Source organism: Cardiobacterium valvarum (assembly GCF_900460955.1).
GTDB classification, from domain to species: Bacteria; Pseudomonadota; Gammaproteobacteria; order Cardiobacteriales; family Cardiobacteriaceae; genus Cardiobacterium; species Cardiobacterium valvarum.
In genome coordinates this window covers 2,571,598-2,596,782 of record NZ_UFUW01000001.1, presented here as the reverse complement: position 1 = coordinate 2,596,782, position 25,185 = coordinate 2,571,598, and the positions used below count along the sequence as shown (strand labels likewise).

Annotated in this window: 26 protein-coding genes; 15 read left to right on the top strand and 11 right to left on the bottom strand. The window is 60.7% G+C overall.

Going from position 1 to position 25,185, the window contains the following annotated elements:
* The 3 genes from DY250_RS12595 (at window position 1) to DY250_RS12585 (ending at window position 3,865) form a co-directional block, all read left to right on the top strand.
* Window positions 1-579: a hypothetical protein gene (locus DY250_RS12595; RefSeq protein WP_115612578.1), complete on the top strand. Its 579-nt coding sequence runs from the start codon at window positions 1-3 to the stop codon at window positions 577-579.
* Complete coding sequence (gene hemW / locus DY250_RS12590; protein WP_115612577.1) at window positions 576-1,709, top strand: radical SAM family heme chaperone HemW; 1,134 nt, start codon at window positions 576-578, stop codon at window positions 1,707-1,709. The genes DY250_RS12595 and hemW overlap by 4 nt, the downstream gene beginning before the upstream one ends.
* A 230-nt stretch (window positions 1,710-1,939) precedes the next feature.
* Window positions 1,940-3,865, top strand: coding sequence for an OPT family oligopeptide transporter (locus DY250_RS12585; RefSeq protein ID WP_115612576.1), 1,926 nt, complete (start codon window positions 1,940-1,942; stop codon window positions 3,863-3,865).
* Between the two features lie 215 nt (window positions 3,866-4,080).
* On the opposite strand, the gene DY250_RS12580 is transcribed toward DY250_RS12585, so the two are convergent.
* The 3 genes from DY250_RS12580 to DY250_RS12570 all read right to left on the bottom strand — a co-directional run bounded on the left by DY250_RS12580 (window position 4,081) and on the right by DY250_RS12570 (window position 6,551).
* Entirely contained in the window at window positions 4,081-4,827 is a 747-nt protein-coding gene (locus tag DY250_RS12580) for a TatD family hydrolase (RefSeq protein WP_115612575.1), read from the bottom strand.
* A gap of 4 nt (window positions 4,828-4,831) precedes the next feature.
* Window positions 4,832-6,145: a TRAM domain-containing protein gene (locus tag DY250_RS12575; RefSeq protein ID WP_245951134.1), complete on the bottom strand. Its 1,314-nt coding sequence runs from the start codon at window positions 6,143-6,145 to the stop codon at window positions 4,832-4,834.
* Between the two features lie 61 nt (window positions 6,146-6,206).
* Window positions 6,207-6,551, bottom strand: coding sequence for a helix-turn-helix domain-containing protein (locus DY250_RS12570; RefSeq protein WP_115612574.1), 345 nt, complete (start codon window positions 6,549-6,551; stop codon window positions 6,207-6,209).
* Between the two features lie 193 nt (window positions 6,552-6,744).
* Between DY250_RS12570 and DY250_RS12565 the strand changes: the two genes are divergently transcribed.
* The 3 genes from DY250_RS12565 to DY250_RS14105 all read left to right on the top strand — a co-directional run bounded on the left by DY250_RS12565 (window position 6,745) and on the right by DY250_RS14105 (window position 9,616).
* Window positions 6,745-7,710 carry an AEC family transporter gene (locus tag DY250_RS12565; RefSeq protein ID WP_115612573.1) on the top strand — a complete coding sequence of 322 codons (966 nt, stop codon included), beginning with the start codon at window positions 6,745-6,747 and terminating at the stop codon, window positions 7,708-7,710.
* A gap of 35 nt (window positions 7,711-7,745) precedes the next feature.
* On the top strand, window positions 7,746-9,383 hold the full coding sequence (locus DY250_RS12560) for an NAD-dependent malic enzyme (RefSeq protein ID WP_115612572.1): 1,638 nt from the start codon (window positions 7,746-7,748) through the stop codon (window positions 9,381-9,383).
* Between the two features lie 80 nt (window positions 9,384-9,463).
* Window positions 9,464-9,616 (top strand): hypothetical protein, encoded by a 153-nt coding sequence (locus DY250_RS14105; RefSeq protein ID WP_172542374.1) that lies wholly within the window; start codon window positions 9,464-9,466, stop codon window positions 9,614-9,616.
* Window positions 9,617-9,620: 4 nt separating this feature from the next.
* Here the strand turns inward: DY250_RS14105 and DY250_RS12555 are convergent, their stop codons facing one another.
* The gene (locus DY250_RS12555; protein ID WP_115612571.1) at window positions 9,621-9,851 is read right to left on the bottom strand and encodes an HP1242/YdcH family protein; all 231 of its coding nucleotides are present in this window, start codon (window positions 9,849-9,851) and stop codon (window positions 9,621-9,623) included.
* A gap of 158 nt (window positions 9,852-10,009) precedes the next feature.
* Between DY250_RS12555 and DY250_RS12550 the strand changes: the two genes are divergently transcribed.
* From DY250_RS12550 to DY250_RS12540, 3 genes are read left to right on the top strand one after another with little or no spacing between them, the layout of a single operon-like run.
* Window positions 10,010-11,140 carry an acyltransferase family protein gene (locus DY250_RS12550; protein WP_245951133.1) on the top strand — a complete coding sequence of 377 codons (1,131 nt, stop codon included), beginning with the start codon at window positions 10,010-10,012 and terminating at the stop codon, window positions 11,138-11,140.
* Window positions 11,137-11,712: a DUF1007 family protein gene (locus tag DY250_RS12545; protein ID WP_115612570.1), complete on the top strand. Its 576-nt coding sequence runs from the start codon at window positions 11,137-11,139 to the stop codon at window positions 11,710-11,712. Before DY250_RS12550 ends, DY250_RS12545 begins: the two co-directional genes overlap by 4 nt.
* Window positions 11,697-12,599, top strand: a complete 903-nt coding sequence (locus tag DY250_RS12540) for a nickel/cobalt transporter (protein WP_115612569.1) — start codon at window positions 11,697-11,699, stop codon at window positions 12,597-12,599. Before DY250_RS12545 ends, DY250_RS12540 begins: the two co-directional genes overlap by 16 nt.
* Window positions 12,600-12,724: 125 nt before the next feature.
* On the opposite strand, the gene DY250_RS12535 is transcribed toward DY250_RS12540, so the two are convergent.
* The gene (locus tag DY250_RS12535; protein ID WP_245951132.1) at window positions 12,725-13,405 is read right to left on the bottom strand and encodes an ACP-like domain-containing protein; all 681 of its coding nucleotides are present in this window, start codon (window positions 13,403-13,405) and stop codon (window positions 12,725-12,727) included.
* 192 nt (window positions 13,406-13,597) lie between these two features.
* On the opposite strand from DY250_RS12535, the gene DY250_RS12530 reads away from it, so the two are divergent.
* Window positions 13,598-13,798, top strand: a complete 201-nt coding sequence (locus tag DY250_RS12530; RefSeq protein WP_006986279.1) for a hypothetical protein — start codon at window positions 13,598-13,600, stop codon at window positions 13,796-13,798.
* A 36-nt stretch (window positions 13,799-13,834) separates the two neighbouring features.
* Window positions 13,835-14,308 carry an MliC family protein gene (locus DY250_RS14655; RefSeq protein WP_245951131.1) on the top strand — a complete coding sequence of 158 codons (474 nt, stop codon included), beginning with the start codon at window positions 13,835-13,837 and terminating at the stop codon, window positions 14,306-14,308.
* A 45-nt stretch (window positions 14,309-14,353) separates the two neighbouring features.
* Here DY250_RS14655 and DY250_RS12520 read toward each other — a convergent pair whose 3' ends face one another.
* The 6 genes from DY250_RS12520 to infA all read right to left on the bottom strand — a co-directional run bounded on the left by DY250_RS12520 (window position 14,354) and on the right by infA (window position 21,216).
* Window positions 14,354-17,437, bottom strand: a complete 3,084-nt coding sequence (locus DY250_RS12520; protein ID WP_115612567.1) for an efflux RND transporter permease subunit — start codon at window positions 17,435-17,437, stop codon at window positions 14,354-14,356.
* A 118-nt stretch (window positions 17,438-17,555) separates the two neighbouring features.
* Window positions 17,556-18,611 carry an efflux RND transporter periplasmic adaptor subunit gene (locus DY250_RS12515; RefSeq protein ID WP_115612566.1) on the bottom strand — a complete coding sequence of 352 codons (1,056 nt, stop codon included), beginning with the start codon at window positions 18,609-18,611 and terminating at the stop codon, window positions 17,556-17,558.
* 274 nt (window positions 18,612-18,885) lie between these two features.
* Window positions 18,886-19,914, bottom strand: a complete 1,029-nt coding sequence (locus DY250_RS12510; RefSeq protein WP_115612565.1) for a threonine aldolase family protein — start codon at window positions 19,912-19,914, stop codon at window positions 18,886-18,888.
* A gap of 123 nt (window positions 19,915-20,037) precedes the next feature.
* Window positions 20,038-20,316 carry a cell surface protein gene (locus DY250_RS12505; RefSeq protein WP_115612564.1) on the bottom strand — a complete coding sequence of 93 codons (279 nt, stop codon included), beginning with the start codon at window positions 20,314-20,316 and terminating at the stop codon, window positions 20,038-20,040.
* Window positions 20,317-20,420: 104 nt separating this feature from the next.
* On the bottom strand, window positions 20,421-20,945 hold the full coding sequence (locus DY250_RS12500) for a restriction endonuclease (protein WP_115612563.1): 525 nt from the start codon (window positions 20,943-20,945) through the stop codon (window positions 20,421-20,423).
* A 52-nt stretch (window positions 20,946-20,997) separates the two neighbouring features.
* Window positions 20,998-21,216 (bottom strand): translation initiation factor IF-1, encoded by a 219-nt coding sequence (infA, locus tag DY250_RS12495; RefSeq protein ID WP_006986287.1) that lies wholly within the window; start codon window positions 21,214-21,216, stop codon window positions 20,998-21,000.
* Between the two features lie 156 nt (window positions 21,217-21,372).
* On the opposite strand from infA, the gene gcvT reads away from it, so the two are divergent.
* From gcvT to DY250_RS12475, 4 genes are all read left to right on the top strand, one after another.
* The gene (gene gcvT, locus DY250_RS12490; RefSeq protein WP_115612562.1) at window positions 21,373-22,476 is read left to right on the top strand and encodes a glycine cleavage system aminomethyltransferase GcvT; all 1,104 of its coding nucleotides are present in this window, start codon (window positions 21,373-21,375) and stop codon (window positions 22,474-22,476) included.
* 59 nt (window positions 22,477-22,535) lie between these two features.
* A complete protein-coding gene (locus DY250_RS13815; protein ID WP_147293524.1) occupies window positions 22,536-23,153 on the top strand; it encodes a hypothetical protein in 618 nt (205 codons plus the stop codon).
* A 130-nt stretch (window positions 23,154-23,283) separates the two neighbouring features.
* Window positions 23,284-23,946 (top strand): hypothetical protein, encoded by a 663-nt coding sequence (locus tag DY250_RS12480; RefSeq protein ID WP_115612560.1) that lies wholly within the window; start codon window positions 23,284-23,286, stop codon window positions 23,944-23,946.
* A gap of 11 nt (window positions 23,947-23,957) precedes the next feature.
* Window positions 23,958-24,929 (top strand): hypothetical protein, encoded by a 972-nt coding sequence (locus DY250_RS12475; RefSeq protein WP_115612559.1) that lies wholly within the window; start codon window positions 23,958-23,960, stop codon window positions 24,927-24,929.
* The last annotated feature ends 256 nt before the right edge of the window (window positions 24,930-25,185 follow it).

Below are 25,185 nucleotides of genomic sequence, written 5' to 3'. Positions count from 1 at the left end.
ATGATCCTCATCCGCCGCGACAACGGCTTCCGCTTCGCCGCCCACTGGCGCTACGCACAGAGCAAGGCAGCGGCGATGCTGGCGCAGCAACTCTATTCCCGCTTCGGCTACGACGACGAGCTGCGGCTGGAAAAAGCCGCCATCGGCTGCCTCGGCGAAGCGGCCTTCCGCCATTTCCTGCACAGCCAGCGCATCCCGTTTCAAGAAGACACGACCGATTTCAGCCAGGCGCGCAGCGACGCCTTTGACGTCGCCATTCACGGCAAAACCATCGACGTCAAAGTGGCGAAAAAATCCACCCCCAACCTGCCCAACGATCACTGGACCTACGGCTACCCGCAGGAACAGCATCCCGCCAGCAAAGATTACGTCGTGGTCGGCCTCGTGGATTTCACCCTCGGCATCGTCGCCTTCTACGGCTGGATCAGCGGTGCGCAAATCAGCCGCTACCCCGTCGTCACCCAAAACAGCTACGCCAAATTCCCTTACGAAACCCCCAACCACGAATTCCGCTACGGCGACATGAATAAAGACTTCCAGCAGCTCTTCCGCCTCTGCGCCGCCGCACCTACCGTATGAACCCTATTCCGCAAAGCCTCTACATCCACATCCCGTGGTGCGTGCGCAAATGCCCGTATTGCGACTTCAATTCACACGCCCTGCGCGGGCAGATTGATGAGACGGCCTACATCCGCCACCTGCTCGCCGACTTCACCGCCGATTACGACGGCCGCCCCATCTACTCCATCTTCATTGGCGGCGGCACGCCGAGCCTGTTGAGCGGCGCGGCGGTTGCCGCCCTGCTGGACGGCATCGCTCACCTCGCCCCGCTTGCCGCTGATTGCGAAATCACCCTGGAAGCCAACCCCGGCACCTTCGAGCAAGAAAAATTCGCCGCTTACCGCGCAGCGGGCGTGAACCGCCTCTCCATCGGCGTGCAGAGCTTTGCCGATGCGCAGTTGCAGGCGCTGGGGCGCATCCACAGCAGCGCCGAAGCGGTGCGCGCCGTTACCCTCGCACAGCAGGCAGGCTTTACCCGTATCAACCTCGATGTGATGTTTGCCCTGCCCGGGCAGGACGTCGCCGGCGCGCTGGATGACCTGCGCCAGGCCATTGCCCTTGCCCCGGAGCACATCAGCTGGTACCAACTCACCCTGGAACCGAATACCGCGTTCTACGCCAACCCGCCCGTCCTCCCCGACAGCGACACGCAAATCGACATCTACGAAGCGGGCAGCGCCCTCTTGACGGCGGGTGGCTACCGCCAGTACGAAACCTCGGCCTGGCGTGCGGGCGAACCCTGCCGCCACAACCTCAACTACTGGCAATACGGCGACTACCTCGGCATCGGCGCGGGCGCGCACGGCAAACAGACACGGGACGGTGTCATCACCCGCCGCAGCAAATACCGCGCCCCGGCGGCGTACCAAAAAGCGGCGGGAGCGGGCGGGAACCCGTATAGCGACCAGCAGCTTGCCGTCGCCCGCGACGAACAGGCCTTCGAATTCATGATGAACGCCCTGCGCCTGAAAGACGGCGTGCCGACCGCTTACCTGACGGAACGCACCGCCCTCAGCCTGGACGACCTCCGCCCGACCCTGGACACACTCGTCGCCCGGGGCCTGCTCGCGCCGGATATCGGGCACCGCCTGCAAACGACGCCGCGCGGCTTCGCCCTGCTCAACAACGTGCTGGATGCCTTCCTGTGAGTAGCAGCGTGGGGAAAAAGTAACTGCTTGCCGGGCCCAGCGATGGCGCTGCTTGGTGGCATCTTATCGCTCCGCAGGTTAAACCGCACAAATTTCATCACATTTCACCGTTTAATCGCGATGATTATTTGTGAAGAAGATTGGATAGGCACATTTTGGAGTGTTAATATGCCCACACAGGAACGCTGCCAACAGGATGTTTTCACCTTTATGCATAAGGAACTCCAACCATGTCAGAAAAAATCTTACCCGCCCAACCCGTGATGGACCCCGGAAAACCGTATGTGGAAATCAACAGCTACGTCGTGTTCTGGGGTCTCTTCTACGCTGCCGTCTTTGCCCTTGCCGTTGGCTATCTCGGCCTGAAAATCGGTCAGACCATTGATGCTTTCGCCCCCGTTTCCATTCTGGCAATGGGCATGGCGATCATTTTTCACCGCCCGAAGCAGAACGCCTTCGCCGAAACGGTGCATATTCAGGCAATCGCGAGTGCCGGCACTAACGGGCTCGCCGGCGCACTCTTTTTCCTGCCTGCCTTCTACATCCTGAATATTGAAGGCATCAGCTTCTTCCAGATGGCGGCACCGATCGTACTCGGCAGCGTACTCGGCGTTTTCCTCTGCGTCATGTTCCGCCGCTATTTCTGCGAGGACATGCACTTCGTCTACCCCTTCCCGGCCGGACGCGCGGCGACGGAGGTGCTGACCAGTAACGGCGGCAGCAAGGCGAAGCTGATGATGGTGAGCGGCGCCATCGGCATGTTTTACGATTTCGTGCTGAACACGCTTGGCTGGTGGCAGGAAGTCATCCGCACCAACACCTTCAAATGGGGCATCCTCCTGCAAGAGAAGACCAAGCTTACCGCCTCGCTGGATACCGATGCGGCCCTGCTCGGCCTCGGTTATTTCACCGGCCTCAGATACGCCGCCATCATCGCCGCCGGTTCCTTCTTCTCGTGGTTCGTCTGCATGCCCATCGTCTACTACCTTGCGCCGGAACACATCATGCTCGTGGACGGGCAGCAAATGCTGCTGAAAGACGTACCGGTCAACACCGTCTTTTTCAGCTACATCCGCCACATCGGCATCGGCATGCTGGCAATGGCGGGCATCATCGGCCTGCTCACCATGTCGAAAGTGGTCAGCGGCGTGGTGAAAAAAGCCATCACCGATATTTTCAGCAGCAAGACCGTGGAAGTGGGCCTGCTCCGTACCCAGCGTGATATACCGATGTCGGTGCTCGTCCTCGGCATCATCGTGACCACCGTCCTCTTCGCCCTTTTCTTCCACATCAACTACGCCGAAAACCTGACCCAGACCGTGCTGGCCTTCCTCATCGTCCTCATCATGTCTTTCCTGCTCTCGGTGGTCGGCATCAGCTCCATCGCCTACACCGGTAACGAACCCGTCTCCGGCATGACCATCTTCATGATCATCGTCGCCGCCCTGATTCTGACCTCGGCCGGCGTCTCCGGTACGGTCGGCATGATCGCCATCCTGATGATGGCCGCCTTTGTCGGCACCACCATCGGCATGGCGGGCAACTTCATGTCGGAAATGAAAGTGGCACACCTGACCGGCGCAACACCCGCCAAGATGCAGCAATGGCAGATTGTCAGCGCCATCATGGCCTCCATCCTCTCCGTCGGCGTCCTCATCCTGCTCAACAACGCCTACGGCTTCACCGGCGAACACCCGCTGCCCGCACCGCAGGCCAACGCCATGGCTGCCATCATCAAGCCGCTGATGACCGGCGAAAGCGCACAATGGCCGCTCTACATGGCGGGCGCGCTCTTTGCCGTCGTGCTGTGGATGATGAAAGTGCCACCGCTGGCCTTCGCCCTCGGCACCTATCTGCCGATGGAAATCAACAGCCCGATCCTGGTCGGCGGCCTGATTGCCCACTTCGTCGCCAACAGCAGCAAGGACGAAAAACTGAGCGCGCTGCGCCTCAGCGAAGGCAACACCATCGCCTCCGGCCTGGTTGCCGGCGGCGCTATCGGCAGCCTGTTCAGCGCGGTGCTGCGTATCGCCGGCGTGGATGTCTTCATGACCGACTGGTCGGAAACCCCGGCAGCTACCTACCTCGGCATTGCCACCTACGCCGCCCTCTGCATCTTCCTCTACAAAGTCGCCGTCAAGCCGAAACAGGCCTGAGGCGAAACCGCAGGAAAAAGCCGCTATCCGGGATAGCGGCTTTTTTGTGCCGGGAGGTGAGATGCCCCGTCAAGCGGCGTAAATACTGGGCCCGTCAAGCGGCGTCGTTACTGGGCCCGCCAAGCGGTGTAGATACTGGGCCGTCAAGCGGCGTCATTACTGGGCTCGTCAAGCGGCGTCATTACTGGGCCCGCCAAGCGGCGCCGTGACTGGCCTTACCAGGCAAAAAAAGCATCGCAATTCGCTTCGGATTGGCGGCTGATACGATCCAGCGGCTCGCCGCGCAGGCGGGCGAGGTTGGCGGCGACGAGGGCGGTGCGCGCGGGGTGGTTCGCTTCGCCCTGGTAGCCGCAGAGGGGCTGGTCGGGAGCATCGGTTTCGAGCAGGTAACGGTCGGCGGGGACGGCCGCCAGTTGGCGTTGCAGGCGGGCGGCGCGCGGATAGGTCGAGGTGCCGCCGATGCCGATGTAACCGCCGAGGGCGAAGATCTGCGCCAGTTGCGCGTCCGAGCCGGTAAAGCTGTGGATGACGAAGCGGGCGTAGTGGGCGCGTTTCAGCTGATGCAGCACGGCATCAAGCGATTTGCGCGCGTGCAGGAGCAGCGGCAGGTGGTGGCGGCGGGCGATGTCGATTTGCGCGGCAAAGGTGGCGCGTTGCGCGGCGCTGTCGCCGCTGAGGAAGTCAAGGCCGCATTCGCCGATGGCGACGGTCGGGTGGTTGTGGATTTGCGTTTCCAGCGCGTGCAGATCGTCGTCGCTGTGTTCGTCCTGATAGAGCGGGTGCAGGCCGTAGGCGGCATACACGCCGGGCAGGGCGGCGGCGCGTGCCACGTCCGCCCAGCGCGCGCGGGTGGTCGCGGCGATGACGATGCGGCCAACGCCCGCCGCCTGCGCTTCCTGCACGGTGGCAGCGGGATCGGGAAACCAGTCGAGGTGGCAGTGGCTGTCGGTGAAGGCGGGCATAGCGTCAGCGGGTAAAGAGCAGCAGGCTTTCGACGTGCGCCGTCTGCGCGAACATATGCAGCAGGCGGCCGCTGGCGATGCGGTAGCCTTTGCCGCTGAGAATGGCGGCGTCGCGGGCGAGCGTGCCGGGGTTGCAGGAAACGTAGGCGATGCGCGCCGGGCCGTGTTTCGGATCGAGCACGGTACAGAGCGTCTGCGCCCCGGCGCGCGGCGGATCAAGCAGCCAGTAGTCCGCCCGGCCCCAGCGGTGCAGCTGTTTGGTGGTAACGGTAAAAAGATCGGCGCGCGCGAAACGGCAGCGGTCAGCAAGGCCGTGCGCAGCGGCGTTTGCGGTGGCGCGCGCCACCATCTCGTCCACGCCTTCGATGCCGAGCACATCTGCGTCGCTACGCGCCAGCGGCAGGCTGAAGTTGCCGAGGCCGCAGAAGAAATCCATGACGCGCGCGCCTGCTTCCGCGCCCAGGGTTGCCAGCGCAAACGATACCAGGCGGCGGTTGAGGGCTTTGTTGGCCTGGGTGAAATCGTCCGGCGTGTAAGGGAGGGTGAGGCCGTAATCGGGCAGTTGATAGGCCAGCGGCGGCGCGTCCGGCGGGATGGCGACGGTTCCGGCATCGTGTTGCAGGCGGATTTGCCACGGTTGCCCGTCTTCCTGATGCCAGGCGGCGATGGCTTCTTGCGCGGGACGCGCGTCCACCGCTTCGCGCAGGCGGATGCGCAGCACGTTCACCCCGTCTCCGGCGCTGAGGTCCACGCCGAGAATGGCGGTGCTGCGCGCGAGGGCGGCGCACAAGGCGCGGATGTCGGGGAGGCGGGCGGAGAGGGCGGGGGCGAGGGTAGGGCAATGCGTGATGGGGACGACGGTATTACCAGCGCGGGCACGGTAGCCGAGGTGTTCGCCATCCCAGGCAAGGCGGGTGCGGGCGCGATAATGCCAGTTGGCCCCGCTGATGGCGGGGAGAACGGTCTGCGGACGGACGCCGCCGATGCGCGCCAGCTGTTCCAGCCAGACGGTTTCTTTGAGACGGTGCTGCGCGGCGTCGCCGGCGTGTTGCAGGGCGCAGCCGCCGCAGGCGGCGTAATGCGGGCAAGCGGGCGGAACGCGCTCCGGCGCAGGGATAAGAATGTCGATGGCTTCTGCGGTCGCGTAGCGTTTTTTGCTTTCGAGGACGCGGGCGGTAACGCGTTCGCCCGGCAACGCGCCGCTGACGAAATGGGTCTTGCCGTCGTGGCGGGCGACGCCGCGCGCTTCATAATCGAAGCCGGTGATGTCGAGGGTGAGGGTGCTGGGCATAATCGGGATGGGAAACGGTTGGCGCATTATTCTACGCCGCTGCGGCGATGTTTCAGGTGGGAATGCCCGTTTTGTCCCGCTTGGCGGCTCACGCCTGTTGCAGGCGGTGGGCAAAGCGTTCGAGAAAATGCAGCATCAACTGGCGATCATTTTCCGCCAGACTAGCGATGGCGGTGTGCACATGGTGCGTCTTGTCGAAGAGGCGCGGGCTGCTTTCGGCCAACAGTTCGGCAGCGGTGCAATCGAAGATTTCCGCCAGTTCTAGCAGGCGGACGACATTCGGCATGATCAGACCGCGTTCCATGCGTGAGACTGCTTCATTGCCGATTTGCAGTTTTTCCGCCACCTGTTCCTGGGTTAGGCCGCTTTGCTGGCGGTATTGGGCAATAGCGCGGCCGATGCGGCGGTTGATTTCTTCATGATTAATGTTCATTTTAGGTAGTCCGTTCAACTTGGAAAGTGGAATATTCAGCGTTTATCCGTGTTTGATTAAGGACTTTTTAATATGAACGGTCATCCTTTTAGTTTGATTTATGGGTGTACAATGCAGGACGAGCGACAGTCTGCTGCTGTCAGACTTAGCATTTTCCCTTCTGTTCCCGACGGTTATAACCAAGGAGCTACCCATGATCTTCCTCACCGCTGTGGAAAGTGTCCTGTCCGTCGTGTTGCTGATTGCGCTGGGTTTCGTGTTGCGACAGCGCGGCTGGTTTGCCGATACGTTCGCTGCCAACATCTCGCGGCTGATTATGAATATTGCGCTACCGGCATCGATTTTCGTGTCGGTGCTGACGTATCTTCACCGCGACCAGCTCGCCGCATTATCGGATGGACTGATATATGGTGTGGTATCGCTTTTGTTGGGTTATCCGATGGCCTGGCTGATGGTGAAGGTATTGAAGGTGCGTCCGGGGCGGCGTGGGGTATTTATTAACACCATCGTTAATGCCAATACGATTTTTATCGGCCTGCCGCTCAATGTGGCGCTGTTCGGCGATGCGGCCATGCCGTATTTTCTGGTCTATTACGTGTTGAATACGGTCTCGACCTGGGCGTTCGGGGTCTTTCTGATTGCCCGCGACCCGCTGCCCGGACAATCCGCCGCACCGCAGAAAAAATTTGACTGGAAAAAACTGTTGCCCGCGCCGCTCTTGGGCTTTTTGCTGGCGATGGTCTTCCTGCTGGCCGATATTCCGGTGCCGTCATTCGCCCATGCCGCGCTCGGCTATATCGGCGCGACGGTAACGCCGCTTTCGCTTCTCTATATCGGAATTACCTTGTGCGATGCGGGGCTGGCAAGCATCCGCTTCGACCGCGATACCATCGCCGCGCTACTGGGTAAATTTGTCTTCGCGCCGCTGTTGATGTTCGTCCTGATTTATCTTGGCAAAAGTTGGCTGGCGCTGTCTGCGGCGGAGGCCAAGACTTTGATTGTGCAGTCGTCCGTATCCGCGTTGGCTGTCCTGCCGATTCTGGCGAACGAGGCCAGGGGCGACGTGCGCTTCGCCACCAATGTTGTGACCACCAGCACGCTGCTCTTTGTGGTGGTAGTGCCGCTGGTGGATTGGCTGCTGGCATGGCTGCCCCTTTAAACCCTTTCCCTTCAATATCCCCATAGGAGACAATGATGAGTAATACCCCCGATGTCATGCAAAACCCGCTGACCAATAAGGGCACCGCGTTCACGGTCGATGAACGTGCAAAATATGGCCTCACCGGCCGACTGCCCGTCGCCGTGGAAACCCTCGACCAGCAGGCAGCGCGCGCCTATCGCCAGTTCGCGTCCTACGAGAAGGACATGGAGAAATACATTTTTCTTGACCAGCTGCACAACCGCAACGAGGTGCTCTACTACAAGCTCTTGACCGATCATCTCGCGGAAATGCTGCCGATTGTTTATGACCCGACCGTCGGCGAGGCGATCAAGCAGTGGAGTCGCGATTACCGCCGCTCGCGCGCTGTGTATCTCGATGTGAACCATCCGGAGAATATCCGCGCTTCGTTTGCGACGCTGGGCCTCGGCGCGGATGATGTCGATTTGCTGGTGGTATCGGACGCGGAAGAAATCCTCGGCATCGGCGACTGGGGCGTGAACGGCACGGATATTTCCGTCGGCAAGCTGGCGGTGTACACCGCAGCGGCAGGTATCCACCCCGCGCGCACCATCGCTGTCAATCTTGATGTCGGCACCGACAACGAAGCGCTGCTCAATGACCCCGCCTACCTCGGCAATCGCCACGCCCGCGTGCGCGGCGAACGTTACGATGCGCTGATCGCCGAATACCTGAAAGTGGCGGCGGAACTCTTCCCGCACGCGCTGCTGCATTTTGAAGACTTCGGCCCGTCCAATGCCCGCCGCATCCTTGTGCAGAACCGCGATAAATACCGCATTTTCAACGACGATATGCAGGGCACGGGCGCCATCGTTATGGCCGCCGTCTTCTCCGGGCTGAAAGTCACTAAGCAAACCTTCGCCGAACAGCGGTTGGTCGTTTACGGCGCGGGCACGGCGGGCACCGGCATGGCGGATCAAATCAGCGCGGCGATGGAACGCGACGGCCTCTCGCGCGAAGAAGCGAAGAAACGGGTGTGGCTGATCGACCGCAACGGTCTTGTTACCGACGATATGGCCGACCTACCCGACTATCAGCAGGCATACGCCCGCCCCGCCGCCGAAGTGGCCGGCTGGCAGAAAGCGGACGGCAAAATCGGCCTGCTCGAAGTGGTGAAGCAGGTGAAGCCGACTATCCTGATCGGTACGTCCACCGATCACGGTGCCTTTACCGAAGCCGTCGTCAAGGCGCTGTGCGCCGGGGTGGAGCGCCCCATCCTGTTGCCGCTATCCAACCCGACCGAGCGCATCGAAGTGATGCCCGCTGATGCCATTGCCTGGTCGGACGGGAAGGCGTTGCTGTCGGTCGGCATTCCCGTTCCGCCTGTACCGTATAAAGGCGTGAATTACGTCATTGGTCAGGCAAACAATGCCATGCTTTACCCCGGCCTTGGCCTGGGAGTTATCGTCTCTGGCGCCAAACACGTTACCGACGGCATGCTGCTCGCTGCCGCCGAAGCCGTCGCTTCACAGGTCAACCCGCAAGACGTAGGCGCATCGCTGTTGCCGCCGGTGGATAACCTGCGCGCCTCATCCGCCACCGTCGCGGTCGCCGTCGCCAAACAGGCGGTGAAAGACGGTGTCGCCACCAAGCAGACGGATAATTGGGTGCAGACGGTGCAGGATGCAATGTGGCAGGCGGAATATCAATAAACACGCGATTGTCGCCAAGCTATATAAAGGGGGCTGTCATCGTGCAGCCCCTTTCCATATCCAAATAACGGAAACACATCATGATCTTTATCACCGCTACCGGAGGCGTGCTATCCATCATCCTTATCATAGCGCTGGCCTTCCTTCTGCGGCAGCGGGACCGGCTTTCGCTGGGAAACCGCAAGAACAGGCAAAAGAAAGCCCCGCATCAGCGGGGCTTTGCGTTGGTCTGACGCTTCAGCCGCGTGCGGCTTCTTTTTTGCGCAGGTAGTCGTAGATTTTGTCTTTCAGCGCGAGTTTTTCGCGTTTTTTGCGGTCAATGTCCGCCTGGCTGTTGGCAACGACGGCGGCATCACTTTCCATGCGCTTGATTTCTTCATCAAGGCTGTTGTGCTCGTCGAACAGGCGCGCAAAGTGGTTGTCATTCTGGCGCAGCTCGGCAATCAATTCGCGGTATTCGTGTAGCATGGGTTTTTCCTTTATGTTGTGGGGGATAGCCCCATTCTACCGTATTTTCAGGGGGCCGGTGTTAGCCGTGGCGCGCTTCGGCGAGTTTTGAAACAGTAAGTTTCCATTTCCCGGCCGTTTGTGAATAATGGGCCTTTCCACTTCGTAAGGCGTTGATTTTGTCTGCCCGTACCCCGCGTCCCACCCCGGCGCCCCGCTATTATTACGGCCTTGATGAGCTGCGCGCCGCGCTGATGCTCATCGGCGTCTTCTGGCATGCCGCTGCCGTCCTCTCGCCGTTCGCCGCTTTTGTTTACGCGAGCCCGTATCACCGCTCGATGGCACTCTATGCCACGATTTACCCCGAACATCTGTTCCGCATGGAGGCATTTTTCCTCGTCTCCGGCTTCCTGTCGCAGATGACGCTGGCGCGCAAGACAAAAGCCGTGTTCTGGCGGGCACGGCTGAAACGCGTGCTGGTACCGTTGCTCCTGGGCTGCCTTGGCGCGAACTTTATCCTGCAGGTCTTCGGCAGCATTTTCATGGAATACCAATGGGCGCACTACGATTTCTGGCGCTGGGTGATGCACGGCTGGTTCCTCATCTGCCTGATGGTCTTCGCATCCATTGACATGCTCTTGCCGCGCGGGGTGTTCGCGCGCATCGGCATGCTGCCCTGCCTGCTGGTCGCGGCCATCAGCTCGGTTGGCTACACCGCGCTGATTTTCTGGAACAGCGAAAGCTGGCACCTCGGCGGCGACCTCAGCACGCTCTACAACTTCTTCATCCTGCACGGCGTGCAGTATTACCCCTTCTACTTCGCGGGTTCGCTGCTCTACTACCACCAGGACAAACTGGCGCACATCAGCCGCCGCACCCTCATTCTGCTGGGTGTGCTGTCGCTGGTTGCCATGGCCCTGATATACCCGCACGGCTTGGAGCTCTATCCCATCTTCAATAACGGCATTGACGGTATCCTCATGCAGCGCCTGGTGCTGATGACGGCATCCGGCAGTGTCGCCTTCCTTCTTTTCTACTATTTTTACCATGTACAGCGCGAAGGCAGCCGCACCGTGCGCTACCTCATCAACTCGGCCATCGTCATCTACCTCGTGCACCATCCGCTGGTCATCATGCTCGGCTGGCTGCTGGACGATCCCGCCCTCAGCAACACCCAGTACTACCTGCTGCTGCTCACCCTCACCTTCACCTTCTCCTACCTTTGCTACGAAGGAGTGCGCCGCGCCGCCATCCTGCGCTTCGCCTTCGGCCTGAAACCGCAACAGCCACGCCACGCCCTCGCCACATGAAAACCCTGCTGTCCCTGCTCCTCGCACCCGCACTCGCCCTTGCCCATCCGCACCAATGGATAGACCTGCGCATTACCCCGGAAACCGACGCCGGCGGCGCGCTTACCGCCCTGCGCGAAAGCTGGGAATTTGACCCCTACACCTCCGAAATCCTCATCCAGCGCAACAAAGAGCCTGCCGCCCTGGCTCAGTTCAAAAAAGACATTGACCAATACTTCCGCGAACAGCACGGCTTCACCTACGGCGACACCCTCAGCTTCGGCGAGCCGCGTGACAGCGCCATCGATACTGCCGGCGGCGTACTGCGCTACACCTACACCCTGCCACTCAAACAGCCCGCGCGCGGCATGGCGCGCTTCAAAGTCTACGAAAACAGCTACTACATGGACGTCACCTACGCCCTTGACCAGCCCAAACAATGGGACAACGGCTGCACCCTCACCATCCGCGAAGCCAAACCCAGCGCCGAAGAAGAAGAACTGGCGGCGAGCTTCGACCAGAACGCCCAGGCGCCAGCCGGACTTGGCGCCGTCTTTGCCCAAACCTCTGAACTCCAATGCGGCACACCCTGACCCGTCTCCTGCCGGCACTTATCGCACTGGTGCTACTCATCCTCCTCATCGCCTACTGGCAACCGCTGCACCACGCCCTGCAACGCCTGCAAAACCAGTGGCAGCGTGACCTTGCCGCGCAACTCCTCGCCCTGCGCCGCCACGGCAACGACACCACTACCTGGCTGACACTGAGCGGCCTCGGCTTCCTTTACGGCATCCTGCACGCCATCGGCCCCGGCCACGGCAAAGCCATCATCGCCACCTTCACCCTCAGCCAGCCCACCGCACGGCGGCAAACCCTTGCCATCGCCATCGGTGGTGCCCTCATGCAAGGGATAAGCGCCATCCTCTGGGTTGCGCTCGCCATGGGACTGCTGCACCTGCTCATGCCGGACGCTGTTAACCACAGCTACTGGCTGAACCGCGCCAACGCCGCCCTCATCATCGCCATCGGTGCCTACATCCTCTACCGTCACCGCCCGCGCCGCCGGCACGACGCGCATTGTGCCTGCGGTCATGACCACCACCATCACGATACTCCCGCCACGTCCGCCCTCAGCCCGTGGGCGGCGATCATCGCCATCGGCATCCGCCCGTGCAGCGGCGCCGTTATCAGCCTTGCCGCCGCCTGGAGCTGGGGCATCACTGGTGCGGGCATTGCCATGACGCTCGCCATCGCCTGCGGCACCGCGCTGACTATCACCACCATCGCCCTGCTCTGCTACTACGGCAGACAACACCTTGCCCACCGCCTTACCCACGATGGTGCCCGCTTGGCCCGCCTCACCCGCACCCTTGCCCTTGCCGGCGGCCTCATCCTCATCCTCCTCGGCGCCTTGCTCTGGCAAAGCGACAGCGACACCGCCCCTGCGCCTACCAGCAATCCCATCGGCCTGCCGCGCTGACGCTTGCGAGGCCAGTGTTTATCCCGCCTTGGCGGGCCCAGTAACTACGCCGCTTGGCGAAAATCGTCGTGTCTGCAGCACGGTCACAAAAAAGCCCGCCGAAGCGGGCTTTTTCCTGTCATCCATCATTCTGTCGGAGAACAGTCTTTGTAGGCGATCTGGTTGCCCGGGCCGGTAACCATCACCGGTTGATCGCGGAAGTTGTCAGCAGTCATGTCGCTGGTGCTGAGGCGGTAGCCCGCGCCTTTGAAGGTAACATCAACATTGTCGGAACTGGCAAGATCGTATTTCATCGTCACTTTCTTGCCTTTCAGCGTGGCATCGGCCTTCACCGGCACACCCGCGCCGTTGAAGCCGTAAGTCACGCGCAGGCGGCGGTCGGCTTCACACATATAGGAAACGGTACCGGATTTGGTCACCTTGTTGGCGTTAATCGGCTTGTCGCTGGAAGCCGCTGCACCTGAGGCCGGATTGCAGTCCTTGAAGAGGATCTGGCTGCCCGGCGCAAAAATCATGATGGGCTGCTCGCGGTAGTTGGAAGAATCCATGCTGGAGGTGCTGATTTCATAGCCCGCTCCCTTGAAATAGGTTTCGACGTTGTCAGAGCGGTTCAGGTCGTATTTCATCACGCGAGCCTTGCCTTTCAGCGTGGCGGTGGCGCTGGTCGGGATGCCCTGTTTGTTGAAGGAATAGTTGACCGTCACCTTTTTGTTACCCTGGCATTGGTAGCTGACCGGGGCGGCGGAAGCAGAAGCGGAGAAGCCGAGTGCGAGTAACGCGGCTGCGGCGGGGAACCAGATTTTCATCGTAAAAACTCCTTGAAATTGAAGGAAAAAAGCGCAGGATGCCATGCGCTGCCTGCGCCGCGCAGTATAGAGATTGTATGGCGCAACTGTCTTGCAAAATGGTTAGCCACGCCTTGCAAAATATTAGCTTTCTGCCGCCGGGCATTCCGCTATGATGCGCGCGCCATCCGGCATTACCCGAATGGAGAATCGATGAAAATACAGCATATTATCTTCGTGGCGCTCGCCGCTGCCAGCCTCGCTGCCTGCAAAAACATCAGCAGCGGCATGAACCCGCGTGACCGCCATCCGGAACGCAAGGGCGAAGTGTATCCACAGGTTAATGACGCCCAGAGCGGCAACTACTACGGCGTGGCACCGCAAGAGATGCCGCCGCAGGAAGTATATCCGTAACAATAACCCCCATCCCTCAATAACAAGGAAACCCCCATGAAACTGCAACAACTGACCACCCCGGCACTTGCCAGCCTGCTTCTCACCGCTTGTGTCAGCAGCGGCATGAACCCGCACGACCACAACCCCGCACCGAACTACCCGCAGCCGGACTATCCGGTTTACCCGCAGGACAACAGCGCCTATCCGCAGCCGCAGAACCCGCGCCAGCCGATGCGCCCGCAGCAGCAGGGCTATACCGGCGGCCCCGGCCACTTTGACTGCGAAAACGGCCTTGCCGTGGATATCCGCCATCTCGGCACCGAGCAAATCGAACTGCGCCTGAACGACAAGAGTGCCGTGCTGCAAAATGCCACGACCGCTTCCGGTGAACGCTACGTTGCCACCAAAGGCCTCTACGGACGCGGCGCGGAATGGCACCAGAAAGGCAGCGAAGGCATCCTCAACTTCATTGACCCCTACGGCAACGCGGTTGAGACGAACTGCCGCAGCGGCATCATCCGCAACTGATTGCAAAAACGCCGGAAAGTCCGGCGTTTTTTTTTATGCCCGGAATCATCCCGGCGTAGGTGCGTCGCTTGTCTGGGCGGAGCTATGTTTTTTCTTCCTCCGCAGTAAATCCCCCGCGCCTTCCATCAGGCTGTACACCACCGGAATGACGACGAGGCTGAGGAGTGTCGAGGTGACAAGGCCGCTGATGACCGCCACCGCCATCGGCTGGCTGAAGGTCGGGTCGCCTTTGCCCCAGCCGAGCATGAGCGGGGTCATGCCCGCGCCCATCGCCACGCTGGTCATGATGATGGGGCGGGCGCGTTTGTGGCAGGCGTCGATGATGGCGTCATGGCGCGGCAGGCCGTCGCGTTTTTCGGCGATGATGCTGTAATCGACGAGCAGGATGGAGTTTTTGCTGGCGATGCCCATCAGCATGATGAAACCGATCATCGAGCTCATGCTGATGCCGCTGCCGCTGATGAGCAGGCCGGCGAAGGCGCCGCCGATGGACAGCGGCAAGGCCATGAGGATGGTGAAGGGTTGCAGGACGCGGTGGAAAAGGAGGATGAGGATGGCGAGGATGCAGAAGATGCCGACGCCCATTGCCAGCACGAAGCCTTCGAACAGTTCTTTCATGTTTTCCGCCTGACCTTCGTCGAGGGTGCGCACGGCGGGGGGCAGGTGCTGCATGGTCGGGGTGTTTTGCACGGCGGTGACGAGTTCGCCGAGCTGGCCGCTGCCAACCTGTGTCGTCACGCGGATTTCGCGGGCGCGGTCGAAACGGGTGATTTGTGAGGGGCCGCCGCCGAAGTCGAGGCGGGCCACGTCGCCGACGCGCACAGTACCGTTTGCGGTACGGATGGCGAGGTCGTGCAGGGTGGCAAGGTCGGCGCGAGCATCTGCGGGCAGGCGGACGACGATGGGGATTTGCCGGCTGTCGAGGTTCAGTTTGGCGAGGCGCTGTTCGTAGTCGCCTTGCGTGGCGATGCGCAGGGTATCGGCGATTTGCGCGGTGGTCACGCCGTGATCGGCCATGTGGAGCGCGTCCGGGGTGATGCGCAGTTCTTCGCGGGCAAGGCTTCTGGTACTGCTGACGGTGCCGGCGTTCGGCAAGGCGCGGATGTCGTGCATCAGGGCTTGCGCGGTTTCTTCGAGAAGGCGCGGGTTGTCGCTGGTGAGCGAGACGATGTAGCCGGGTTCGCCGCCGTTGCTGAGGCCGACGCTGAAGCGCGCGCCGGGGATGCTTTCCAGGCGGCGGTTGATTTCCTGTTCGATATGGGTCTTGTCGGGGCGGCTGCCGCGCGGCGCGAGGACGATGTCGAGGCTGGCGCGGTTGCGCGCTTTGCCGCCGATACTGCCGATGACCCGTGTCTGCTCGCCGATAGTGCTGAGGATGTGTTCGATGCCGTCGATGTCGGCGATGGCGCGGCGTACCTGCTCGCTGACGGCGAGGGTGTCACGCAGGACGGCATCGGGGGTGAGCTCGATGGTGACGCGCGTCTGGTCCATGTCGTCATCCGGTATGAAGGCGCTGGGCAGGTGGCGCGCCCAGCCGAGCGAGACAGCGAAGAGGACGATAGTGAGCGCGAGCGTCGTCCAGCGCCAGCGCAGCACCAGGGCGACGACGGCGAGGTAGGCGCGCATCAGGATGCCGTCGCTGCGCGCGGCATGTTGCGGTTCCGGGCGCAGGATGTAGGCGGACATCATCGGCGTAACGAGGCGGGCGACGACCAGCGAGAAGAACACGGCAATCGCCGCCGTCCAGCCGAACTGGCGGAAGAACTGGCCGATGACGCTGCCCATGAAGGCGGTCGGCAGGAAGACGCCGATCAGGGTGAAGGTCGTGGCAATCACCGCCAGGCCGATTTCGTCCGCCGCTTCCATCGCCGCGTCGTAGGGCGATTTGCCGCCGCGCAGGTGGCGGATGATGTTTTCGATTTCGACGATGGCATCGTCCACCAGCACGCCGATAACCAGCGACAGCGCCAGCAGCGAGATGATGTTCAGGGTAAAACCCAGCAACCACATGACGAGGAAGGCGGGGATGACCGATAGCGGCAGGGCAATGGCGGCAACCAGCGTCGCGCGCCAGTTGCGCAGGAAGAGGAAAACGACGAGGACGGCGAGCAGCCCGCCTTCCAGCAGCATATCGAACGAGCTGTGGTAATCGTCCTCGACCGGTGTGGCGCGGTCATAGACCTTGGCAATCGTCATCTGCGGATAATCCGCCTGAATGCGGGCGAGCTCCGCCTCGACCGCATGCGCGACCCCAACCTCGCTCGCGCCCCGGCTGCGGGTGATGGAGAAAGCGACCACCGTCTCACCGTCGTAGAGCGCCAGCGAATCCGCTTCCGCTGCACCATCGCGGATGGTGGCGAGATCGCCCAGGCGGTAAGCACCGCCCGCCGTGCGGATTTGCAATTCGGCCAGCGCGGGCGCATACGACAACGCCCCCAGCGCACGGATTGTCTGCTTGCCGCCGCCGACCTGCGCCTCGCCGCCTGCCGCATCGCGTTGCAGCGCGAACAGTTGCTGCTGCAATTCCGTAATCGTCAGCCCCAATCCCTGCAACTTCACCGGATCGGGCAAGACCTCCACCGTGCGTGCCTCGCCGCCGATGCGGTCCACACTGCCGACGCCGGGAACCGCGGTCAGGCGGCGGTTCAACTTGTCATCCACAAACCACGACAGCGCCAGCACGTCCATATCGCGCGCCGATACCGAAAACGTGAGCAGCGGCAGCCCAGTCGTCCCTATCTTGCTGATCACCGGTTCATTCGCATCCGCCGGCAAATCGCTGCGAATCTCGCCGATAGCCGAACGCACCTCGTCCAGCGCCTCCTGCAAATCCTTTTCCAGGCGGAACTCGATAATCGTGGTGGAAGCGCCGGTCTGCAACACGCCGCGAATTTTCTTCACCCCGTCGATGGACGCCACCCGACTCTCCACCTTCTTGGCAATATCCGTTTCCAGCTGCGGTGGCGCGGCACCGGGCAGCGTGACCGTAACCATCACCACCGGGAAATCCATATCGGGGAACTGCTGGATCTTCATCACATTAAACGCGTGAATGCCGCCGAGCGTGAGCAGGATGAAGAGCAAAATCGTGGCCAGTGGATTACGGATCGACCAGGCAGAAAAATTCATGACTTACCTCCGGTTAAAAATGGCGGGTAGGAAGAGACCGTAGGGTGGGCTTCAGCCCACCATTGCCATAGCGACATGGGTTTGTGGTGGGCTGAAGCCCACCCTGCATACCGAAGCATCACTCACCATCCACTACGCGCACCATATCCCCATCCTGCAAAAAGCTGCCGCCGCGCAGCACAAAGCGCGCATCCGCTGCCAGCCCCTCGCGCACCACCACGCGCTCGCCGATACGTTCGCCCAGCGATACCGTGCGGCGGGAGGCGCGGTTGTCGCCATCCACCAGCACCAGCAAGTCATAACCATCCTCGCGCACCACCGCCGACGCCGGCACCGTCAGCACCGCTTCCCCGCCGAGGGCAAACGCGCCGCGCACAAACATTCCGGCGCGCAGCGGCGCATCTTGCGGCACATCAACAAACACCGTAACCAGCCGCGACGCCGCGTCCGCCGTCGGCGCCAGCTTGCGTACCCGTCCATTCACCGCCGTCCCGCCCACCGCGAGATGTGCCACCGTGCCTGAACGAAGCGACGCCGCCGCATCCGGCGCGACCCGCGCCCGCCATTCCAGCGCGCCATTCACCTGCACCGTAAAGAGCGGCAGTCCGATTGCCGCCGTCATGCCAAGCTCCGCCGGACGTGCGGTGATAATGCCCGCCGCCGGGGCGCGCACCTGCGCATAACCCAGACGCAACTGCGCGAGACGCAGCGCCGCCTGCGCACCATCCAGCGCCGCCTGCGCATCACGCTCGGCGGTGAACAACTGCTCGGCATCATTGACACTGAACGCGCTGTCCTTGACCAGCTTGCGCGCCCGCGCCGCATTGCGCTTCGCCTGCGCCAGCGCCGCCTGGGCACGGTTCACCGCCGCCTGCGCCTGTGCCACCTCCTGCTGCAAAGGCGCGGCATCAAACAGAGCCAGCACCTGCCCGGCCTGCACGCGGTCGCCGACATCCGCCTTCAACTGCGCAAGGGCCACCCCGGCCAACTGCGCATTCACCGCCGCCAACTCGCGCGCAGCGACCTCGCCCTCAGCGGCAAGGGTGCGCTCGTGCGTGACGCGCTGCGGCGTGCCGAGCTGCACGGTGAGCGCGGATTTCTCCTCCGCCGGCGGCACCTCCTGCGCGAATAGCCACGAAGACAAAAAAACGAAGAAAAACAGCGGGAATTTCATGTGGTCAGCTCCTTACCATAGAGAAGACGCAGTGTAGCAAAAGGTAGTGGACGGATTTTGCGGCGGCGGAAGCCCGGGTTTTATCCCGCTTGGCGGGGTTGGTAACCACGCCGCTTGGCGACCCAAACCGTAGGGTGGTTCAGCCCGCCGCAAAACCGTGTCACTGTGGCAATGGCGGGCTAAAGCCCGCCCTACGCGAAAGCCAGTATTTTCGCCGCTTGGCGGTCAACTTCCGTCATCAACCCATCTGCCCGGCGGCAGCGGGCGGGTGTGATCAGATGGCTGCCAGCAACGCCTCGACTTCCGCTGCCGTGGTCGCCCAACTGGTGCAGTAGCGCACGATTTGTTGGCCGTTTTCCGCAGGCCAGTAGGCGGCGAAGCCGTAGTCGCGGATGAAGCGCGCCGCCTCTGCTTCGGGCAGGATGGGGAATTGCTGGTTGGTGGTGGAAGCGCCGTAAAAGGCAATGCCGCGCGCGGCGAAGGCGCTGCGGATGCAGCGGGCATGGGCGATGGCGTCGTGGCAGATGCGGGTGTAGAGGTCGTCGGTAAAAAGTACGTCGAACTGGATGCCGAGCAGTCGCCCTTTAGCAAGCAGGCCGCCGTGTTGCTTCATGGTCGCGCGGAAATACGGTTTGCAGGCGTCACGGGTGATCACGACCGCCTCGCCGAAGAGGGCACCGCATTTGGTGCCGCCAATGTAGAACACATCGCTCAGGGCGGCGAGGTCGGCAAGCGTCACGTCGCTCACTTCGGGATGCAGGGCATAGCCGAGGCGGGCACCATCAACGAAGAGCGGCAGGCTGTGGCGGCGGCAGACTTGCGCCAAAGCGGCGAGTTCCGCACGGCTGTACACCGTGCCGAGTTCAGTCGGCTGCGAGATGTACACCATGCCGGGCTGCACGATGTGCTCCTGAATACCGCTCGCCGCGTAGTACTGGGTGAAGAAATCCTGCACTTGCGCTGCCGTCAGCTTGCCGTCGGTGGACGGCAACGCCAGCACTTTGTGCCCGGCTGCTTCAATGGCGCCGGTTTCATGGGTGGCAATGTGCGCCGCTTCCGCCGCAATCACACCCTGATGCGGGCGCAGGATGTGGGCGATGACGGTGGTGTTGGTCTGTGTACCACCAACGAGGAAATGCACGTCGGCGTTGTCATCGCCGATAGCAGCACGGATTTTGGCGCGCGCGGAGGCGCAGTAGGGGTCAAGGCCGTAGCCGGGGGTTTGTTCGAGATTGCTGGCGATGAGGCGTTCGAGGATGGCCGGGTGGCAACCGGCGAGATAGTCGCTACCAAAGGAGGGCATAAGATGCTCCGCAAAAACGCGGATTATACGCGCGCAGCGGATAGCCTCCCCGCCGGAAGAAATGCCAAACTACCGCGCATAAAAAAGCCGAACCCGCAGGTCCGGCTTGATAAAGAGGTCAACTCAGCCTTTGGCTGCGTCTTTTTTCTCTTCGGCATCGTCCTTGTCGCTATCTTGATCGGCCATGCTGTAGGCTTCCAGAGCCGTTTTGCAGAAGGTCTCCTGCTGATCGGCAGGCACAGCGGCGACTTGATCCTTGATGATTTTCATCGTCTGTTCGCTGTAAGCACCGTCTTTTTTCAGGCCTTCTTCCGCTTTCTTGAAATAGTCGTCACAGGAACCGGCAAGGGCAATGACCGGGAACGCGGCAGCGATCAGGGAAGCAAACACTGCTTTTTTCATAAAGATTCCTTATGGTTAAGGGTTAAAGGGAGGCCCGAAGGCGATGCGATAATAGCACGCTGCCGGCATACGGCTTATTCGTTATCGGCTTGGTAACAGCCGCTTCATTTTTTCGCTGCTGCCTTGATGCGCACGACTTCGGCGACGAAGCGGGCGATGTGGGCGGCGATTTCCGGATCATCCACCGCGCCGATGAGGGCGCAGCGGTCTTCCTTATCGCCGTCTTGTACGGTGATGGTCGCGCCGTTGTAGTGAGCGAAGAAGAGGGCCTTGCCGCCACGGATTTTCCCCCGGTGCAGCAGCCATACCCGCCCGGTGTCATCACGTGCAAAAGCGCCGGATATGGCGCGGTTCAACCCGTCCGCCGGGATGTTGATTTCACTGGCAAGTGCCACTTTCTTCCCCGCCTGCGGTGCACCGTTACCGAAGCCGTGCCAGTAGGTTTTGTCGCTCTGTTGGGCGGCGTACCACAAGTCGAAGGAGGGCGAATAGGCAACGGTCACGGTAAAGCTGCCGCCGGCACCACCCACGGTGCAATCAATGCATTCGGGCAGGGCGGCGCGCAGGTTGGCGTCGAGTTGTTGTGCGGCAGCGCGGATGCTGGCTGCGTCACTGATGATGCGGTGCATGGTGTACTCCGGATGTAAAAAAGCCCGCGTACTGCGGGCTTTCTGGGCATTCTTATTTTTCGCGGAAAATGATGCGGCCTTTGCTCAGGTCATACGGCGTCATTTCTACTTTGACTTTATCGCCGGTGAGGATGCGGATGTAGTGTTTGCGCATACGGCCGGAAATGTGGGCGTTGATCATGTGGCCGTTTTCCAGCTCGACACGGAAAGTGGTGTTGGGCAGACTCTCTACCACGGTGCCGATCATTTCAATATTTTCTTCTTTGGACATGGTTACCTGTGTGGATGAAAAAACGCGCGGATTCTAGCAAGCTCCCGTTATAAATACAATTATCCGCCCGGTAGCGGGGAAGGCGTATAATACTTCACAGCAACCCTCAAACTTTAACCGCGTTTCAACAATTTTTCCCAACTAAGGAGACTTAATATGAGCACTGAGAAACACACCGCCCTCTATGACTGGCACGTCGCCCACGGCGCGAAAATCGTCCCCTTTGCCGGCTACGCCATGCCGGTGCAATACGCCGAAGGCATCGTGAAAGAACACCTGTGGACGCGCGAGCACGCCGGGCTCTTTGACGTGTCGCATATGGGGCAGCTCACCATCAGCGGCGCGGATGTTGCCACCAGCCTGGAACGCCTGTTGCCGGTTGACCTGCACGGGCTGGAAGTCAACCAGCAACGCTATGCCCTCTTGATGAACGCCCAGGGCGGTATTGATGACGACCTCATGCTCACCCGCCGTGCCAATGATTTCTACGTCGTGGTCAACGCCGCCTGCAAAGACGCCGACTTCACCAAACTGCAAGCCGGGCTGCCCGATTGTAAAGTCGAATGGTGGCCGGAACGCGCCCTGCTCGCCCTGCAAGGACCGGAAGCGGTAGAGGTGCTCGCCGCTATCGAGCCGAAAGTACGCGACCTGACCTTCATGCACGGCGGCGCCTTCACCCTGCTCGGTGCCGAGTGCTGGGTCAGCCGCTCTGGCTACACCGGGGAAGACGGCTACGAAATCTCCGTGCCGAACAGCAAAGCCGCCGTCTTTGCTGATGCGCTGTGCAGCGATGCCCGCGTCAAACCCATCGGCCTCGGCGCACGCGACAGTCTCCGTCTCGAAGCGGGTCTCTGCCTCTACGGCAATGACATTGACACCACCACCAGCCCCATCGAAGCCTCGCTTATCTGGGCCATCCAGAAAGTGCGCCGCCCCGGTGGCGACCGCGCCGGTGGCTATCCGGGCGCAGATATCGTCGCCCGCCATATCAAAACAGGTGCATCACGCAAACGCGTCGGCTTCAGTATCGAAGGCCGTGCGCCAGTGCGTGCCCATACCGACGTGTACCACAATGGCGAAAAAGTCGGCACCATCACCAGCGGCGGCTTCGGTGCCACCGTGAACGCGCCGGTGGCAATGGGCTACGTCCGCACCGATCTTGCCGCTGTCGGCACCAAACTCACCGCGAAAGTCCGCGACAAAGATGTGCCAATTGAAATCGTCGCCATGCCGTTTGTGCGCAAGGATTACAAAAAATAATTCCGCACTGACCCAAGTCCCCCGCCCAATGCGGGGGCTTTTATGTCTTTAAAAATCCAATGCCCTATAACGAAACCATTATCTGCTACCTGACTGAAATCCATAGTGGCATTCGCGAAAAAATCACCCTGCCCATCAATGCCCTGGATAACCGGAAAAAGGCGCTGGTATTTATCGAAAAATATGCCATATCGGGATTCCTGTATGCTGCTGGGAAAATACAAAACCATATCAAATGGCAATGGCTGAAATGGGCAGCGCTGCTGTTTCCTGTCTATCTTGCTCTGGCTGCGCTGATTTATTTGGGTGATAAAGACGCCATCAATGCCTTCTTTTACCGCCTTTTTGAGTGGCTGCACATTCCCGTCCGCTCGCCGCACGGCTGGAATTACAGCGCCTTCCTTGCCCTGCTGTTTGCCCTGTTGCAAACAGGGATAATGACAAAATACCGCCGCCATTTATACTGGCTGCGGCGATATATCTATTATCAACACCCTTTGCGGATATACTTTCTTATCCTGCTCGGTTTTCCCATCATGGTATTCCTCCTGTTTCTCTTTATTTATTTGCGGATATGCAGCATCCTTCCGCGAAGTGTGAGGAAATACTATGCCTGTTGGAAACAGAAGATATGTTTTTTGCGGCGACCATATTGTGCTATAGCACCATCATGCTGATACAACTCATGCTGTATGGACTGTTTTGCAGTGTTTTCTATCTAAACCATGAACGCCGCGATGAAGAAATTGATGACGCTATAACCCTCAACAACCTGAAATACCCGCACTGAAAACAGACAGAGAAAAAATGCCCCAAGAACCCCTGATTACCCATGTCAAACCGCGCGCTATGGATGCCGATGTTTTGCAGCTCCTCATCCATAGCGTGCAGATCTTGATTGCCCAATATCCGCCTGAAATCATCATCGCCGTCATGAATGATTTGCAGGCTTCCTATCTCGCTCGCTGGCGCAAGCGGCAGTTTCTCCTCCTGCCCGTCTATTACGCGCTGGCGTCGTTCATCTTTCTCACGGACATCGTTGCGACTAACGCCTTCTTCCACCGCCTCTTTGCTGCCCTATATCTGCCAGTTCCCGAGCGCGGCGGCTGGTATTACAGCGCCTTTCTCGCCATTCTCTTCCAAAGCTACTGCCTGCTGCCGCTGATACAAGGCGCAAAAGAGCTGGCCATATTCCGCCGCTCCATTACCTACCGCGACAGCGACCGTTACCTCACTATCCCCCTCTACCGCGCACTGTGCCTCTTCGCCGCCGTCATTAGCCTGTGGCTGTTCCTGCTTATCCCTGCATTGGCGGGCAACCGCTGGCAACTTTTTACCGTCAGCTCCGTGCTTGCTTACGCGGCACTGGGCACGGCAGCTTATGCACTTTATCGTACGCTTCTCGTCATTTATCCCGATAAAATAGACTTTGGTCGCTTGGTAGCCGCCGTACAACAACCCATTCCCTAAGGATAATCCCCATGCAAAAAACCCTTATTGCTCTGACCTTCCTCGCCGCACAAGCAGGCGCTGCGTCGCTTTTTAGCGACGATATTGCCGCCGACAAACAGCCGCTGACCTACCTCGGCAAAGACAGCAAAGCCGCCACTGCGCTGCTCTTGACCCAGAAAGCCGACGGTGGCGACGCCGTGGCACGCATCGCGGCGGACAGCCCTGTTACCATCCTGCTTGTGGATGACAAAGGCCGGGCGCTGGTCAAAAACGCTTTTGGCCTGACCGGCTGGGCGCAGGCGGATACCAGTGGCGCCGCTGCCGACAAACTGGATGGCCTGCAAAAAGCCGTTATCGGCGAAGACGCATTCATCTTCTATCACGATCCGAAAAACAGTACCTTTTTGAACGAAAGCCTGCCGGGTAAAGACGAGGAGCCGGAAGTCCATCGCGCCTTGCGCGGCAAGCTGGCGGGGGATGACAAAGACTACTTCGTCTATTGCGACCAGGGCATGAGCGGTGACCCGAACTGCACCATCTTCCCCGTTCCTGCCGATGGCAAAGCGCCGACAGAGACGGCCTACGATGAAAACCGCACCCTGAATGGCGAAACCTACTACCTGCCCGGCGACGGCACCGTGTACACCGATACCCGCGCCAACCTCTACTACCAGACGCGCAGCAAATACACGCTTAAAGGCGACAAACTGGATGAAGTCATCCAGCCCTACCACTACATCGGTGTGGATAGCAAAGCCGAAAACACCTTCACCCTGGACGGCCTCGACGGCAAAAAACACAAAGTCAAAAAGGGCGAGAAAGTACGCGTCATCCTTGACGACCCGCACGCCATTCCCTGCAAAGAAGACGAAATCTGTAAACTGAAACTGCTGGTGCAAAATGCCGCAGGCGACACCGGCTGGGTCATACCGGACACATATAGCGGTGAAGAAGACAAGCCGGGACCGAAGATCGAATACATCCGCTTCTATGGCGACTAACCGCCGCTTCCTGAGACACCGACACCGTCGGTGTTTTTTATGCGCGATTCACGCCAGGCGGCGTGGTTGCTGGGTCCGCCAAGCGGCGTGGTTGCCGGGTCCGCCAAGCGGTGTGGTTGCCAGGTCCGCCAAGCGGCGTGGTTGTCGGGTCCGCCAGGCGGCGTGGTTGCCGGGTCCGCCAAGCGGCGTGGTTGTCGGGTCCGCCAGGCGGCGTGGTTGCTGGATCCATCAAGTGGTGGGTTTGTGGGGTTTCGTC

What these genes read in the sequence shown, in the direction of transcription:
- DY250_RS12545 (WP_115612570.1), top strand. Translation starts at nt 11,137, where the DNA reads ATGAAAACCCTGCTGTCCCTGCTCCTCGCACCCGCACTCGCCCTTGCC.
- DY250_RS13815 (WP_147293524.1), top strand. Translation starts at nt 22,536, where the DNA reads ATGCCCTATAACGAAACCATTATCTGCTACCTGACTGAAATCCATAGT.
- gcvT (WP_115612562.1), top strand. Translation starts at nt 21,373, where the DNA reads ATGAGCACTGAGAAACACACCGCCCTCTATGACTGGCACGTCGCCCAC.
- DY250_RS14655 (WP_245951131.1), top strand. Translation starts at nt 13,835, where the DNA reads ATGAAACTGCAACAACTGACCACCCCGGCACTTGCCAGCCTGCTTCTC.
- DY250_RS12580 (WP_115612575.1), bottom strand. Translation starts at nt 4,827, where the DNA reads ATGCCCGCCTTCACCGACAGCCACTGCCACCTCGACTGGTTTCCCGAT.
- DY250_RS12475 (WP_115612559.1), top strand. Translation starts at nt 23,958, where the DNA reads ATGCAAAAAACCCTTATTGCTCTGACCTTCCTCGCCGCACAAGCAGGC.
- DY250_RS12510 (WP_115612565.1), bottom strand. Translation starts at nt 19,914, where the DNA reads ATGCCCTCCTTTGGTAGCGACTATCTCGCCGGTTGCCACCCGGCCATC.
- DY250_RS12520 (WP_115612567.1), bottom strand. Translation starts at nt 17,437, where the DNA reads ATGAATTTTTCTGCCTGGTCGATCCGTAATCCACTGGCCACGATTTTG.
- DY250_RS12560 (WP_115612572.1), top strand. Translation starts at nt 7,746, where the DNA reads ATGAGTAATACCCCCGATGTCATGCAAAACCCGCTGACCAATAAGGGC.
- DY250_RS12575 (WP_245951134.1), bottom strand. Translation starts at nt 6,145, where the DNA reads ATGCGCCAACCGTTTCCCATCCCGATTATGCCCAGCACCCTCACCCTC.
- hemW (WP_115612577.1), top strand. Translation starts at nt 576, where the DNA reads ATGAACCCTATTCCGCAAAGCCTCTACATCCACATCCCGTGGTGCGTG.
- DY250_RS12540 (WP_115612569.1), top strand. Translation starts at nt 11,697, where the DNA reads ATGCGGCACACCCTGACCCGTCTCCTGCCGGCACTTATCGCACTGGTG.
- DY250_RS14105 (WP_172542374.1), top strand. Translation starts at nt 9,464, where the DNA reads ATGATCTTTATCACCGCTACCGGAGGCGTGCTATCCATCATCCTTATC.
- DY250_RS12570 (WP_115612574.1), bottom strand. Translation starts at nt 6,551, where the DNA reads ATGAACATTAATCATGAAGAAATCAACCGCCGCATCGGCCGCGCTATT.
- DY250_RS12595 (WP_115612578.1), top strand. Translation starts at nt 1, where the DNA reads ATGATCCTCATCCGCCGCGACAACGGCTTCCGCTTCGCCGCCCACTGG.
- DY250_RS12535 (WP_245951132.1), bottom strand. Translation starts at nt 13,405, where the DNA reads ATGAAAATCTGGTTCCCCGCCGCAGCCGCGTTACTCGCACTCGGCTTC.
- DY250_RS12565 (WP_115612573.1), top strand. Translation starts at nt 6,745, where the DNA reads ATGATCTTCCTCACCGCTGTGGAAAGTGTCCTGTCCGTCGTGTTGCTG.
- DY250_RS12555 (WP_115612571.1), bottom strand. Translation starts at nt 9,851, where the DNA reads ATGCTACACGAATACCGCGAATTGATTGCCGAGCTGCGCCAGAATGAC.
- DY250_RS12515 (WP_115612566.1), bottom strand. Translation starts at nt 18,611, where the DNA reads ATGAAATTCCCGCTGTTTTTCTTCGTTTTTTTGTCTTCGTGGCTATTC.
- DY250_RS12500 (WP_115612563.1), bottom strand. Translation starts at nt 20,945, where the DNA reads ATGCACCGCATCATCAGTGACGCAGCCAGCATCCGCGCTGCCGCACAA.
- DY250_RS12585 (WP_115612576.1), top strand. Translation starts at nt 1,940, where the DNA reads ATGTCAGAAAAAATCTTACCCGCCCAACCCGTGATGGACCCCGGAAAA.
- infA (WP_006986287.1), bottom strand. Translation starts at nt 21,216, where the DNA reads ATGTCCAAAGAAGAAAATATTGAAATGATCGGCACCGTGGTAGAGAGT.
- DY250_RS12505 (WP_115612564.1), bottom strand. Translation starts at nt 20,316, where the DNA reads ATGAAAAAAGCAGTGTTTGCTTCCCTGATCGCTGCCGCGTTCCCGGTC.
- DY250_RS12480 (WP_115612560.1), top strand. Translation starts at nt 23,284, where the DNA reads ATGCCCCAAGAACCCCTGATTACCCATGTCAAACCGCGCGCTATGGAT.
- DY250_RS12530 (WP_006986279.1), top strand. Translation starts at nt 13,598, where the DNA reads ATGAAAATACAGCATATTATCTTCGTGGCGCTCGCCGCTGCCAGCCTC.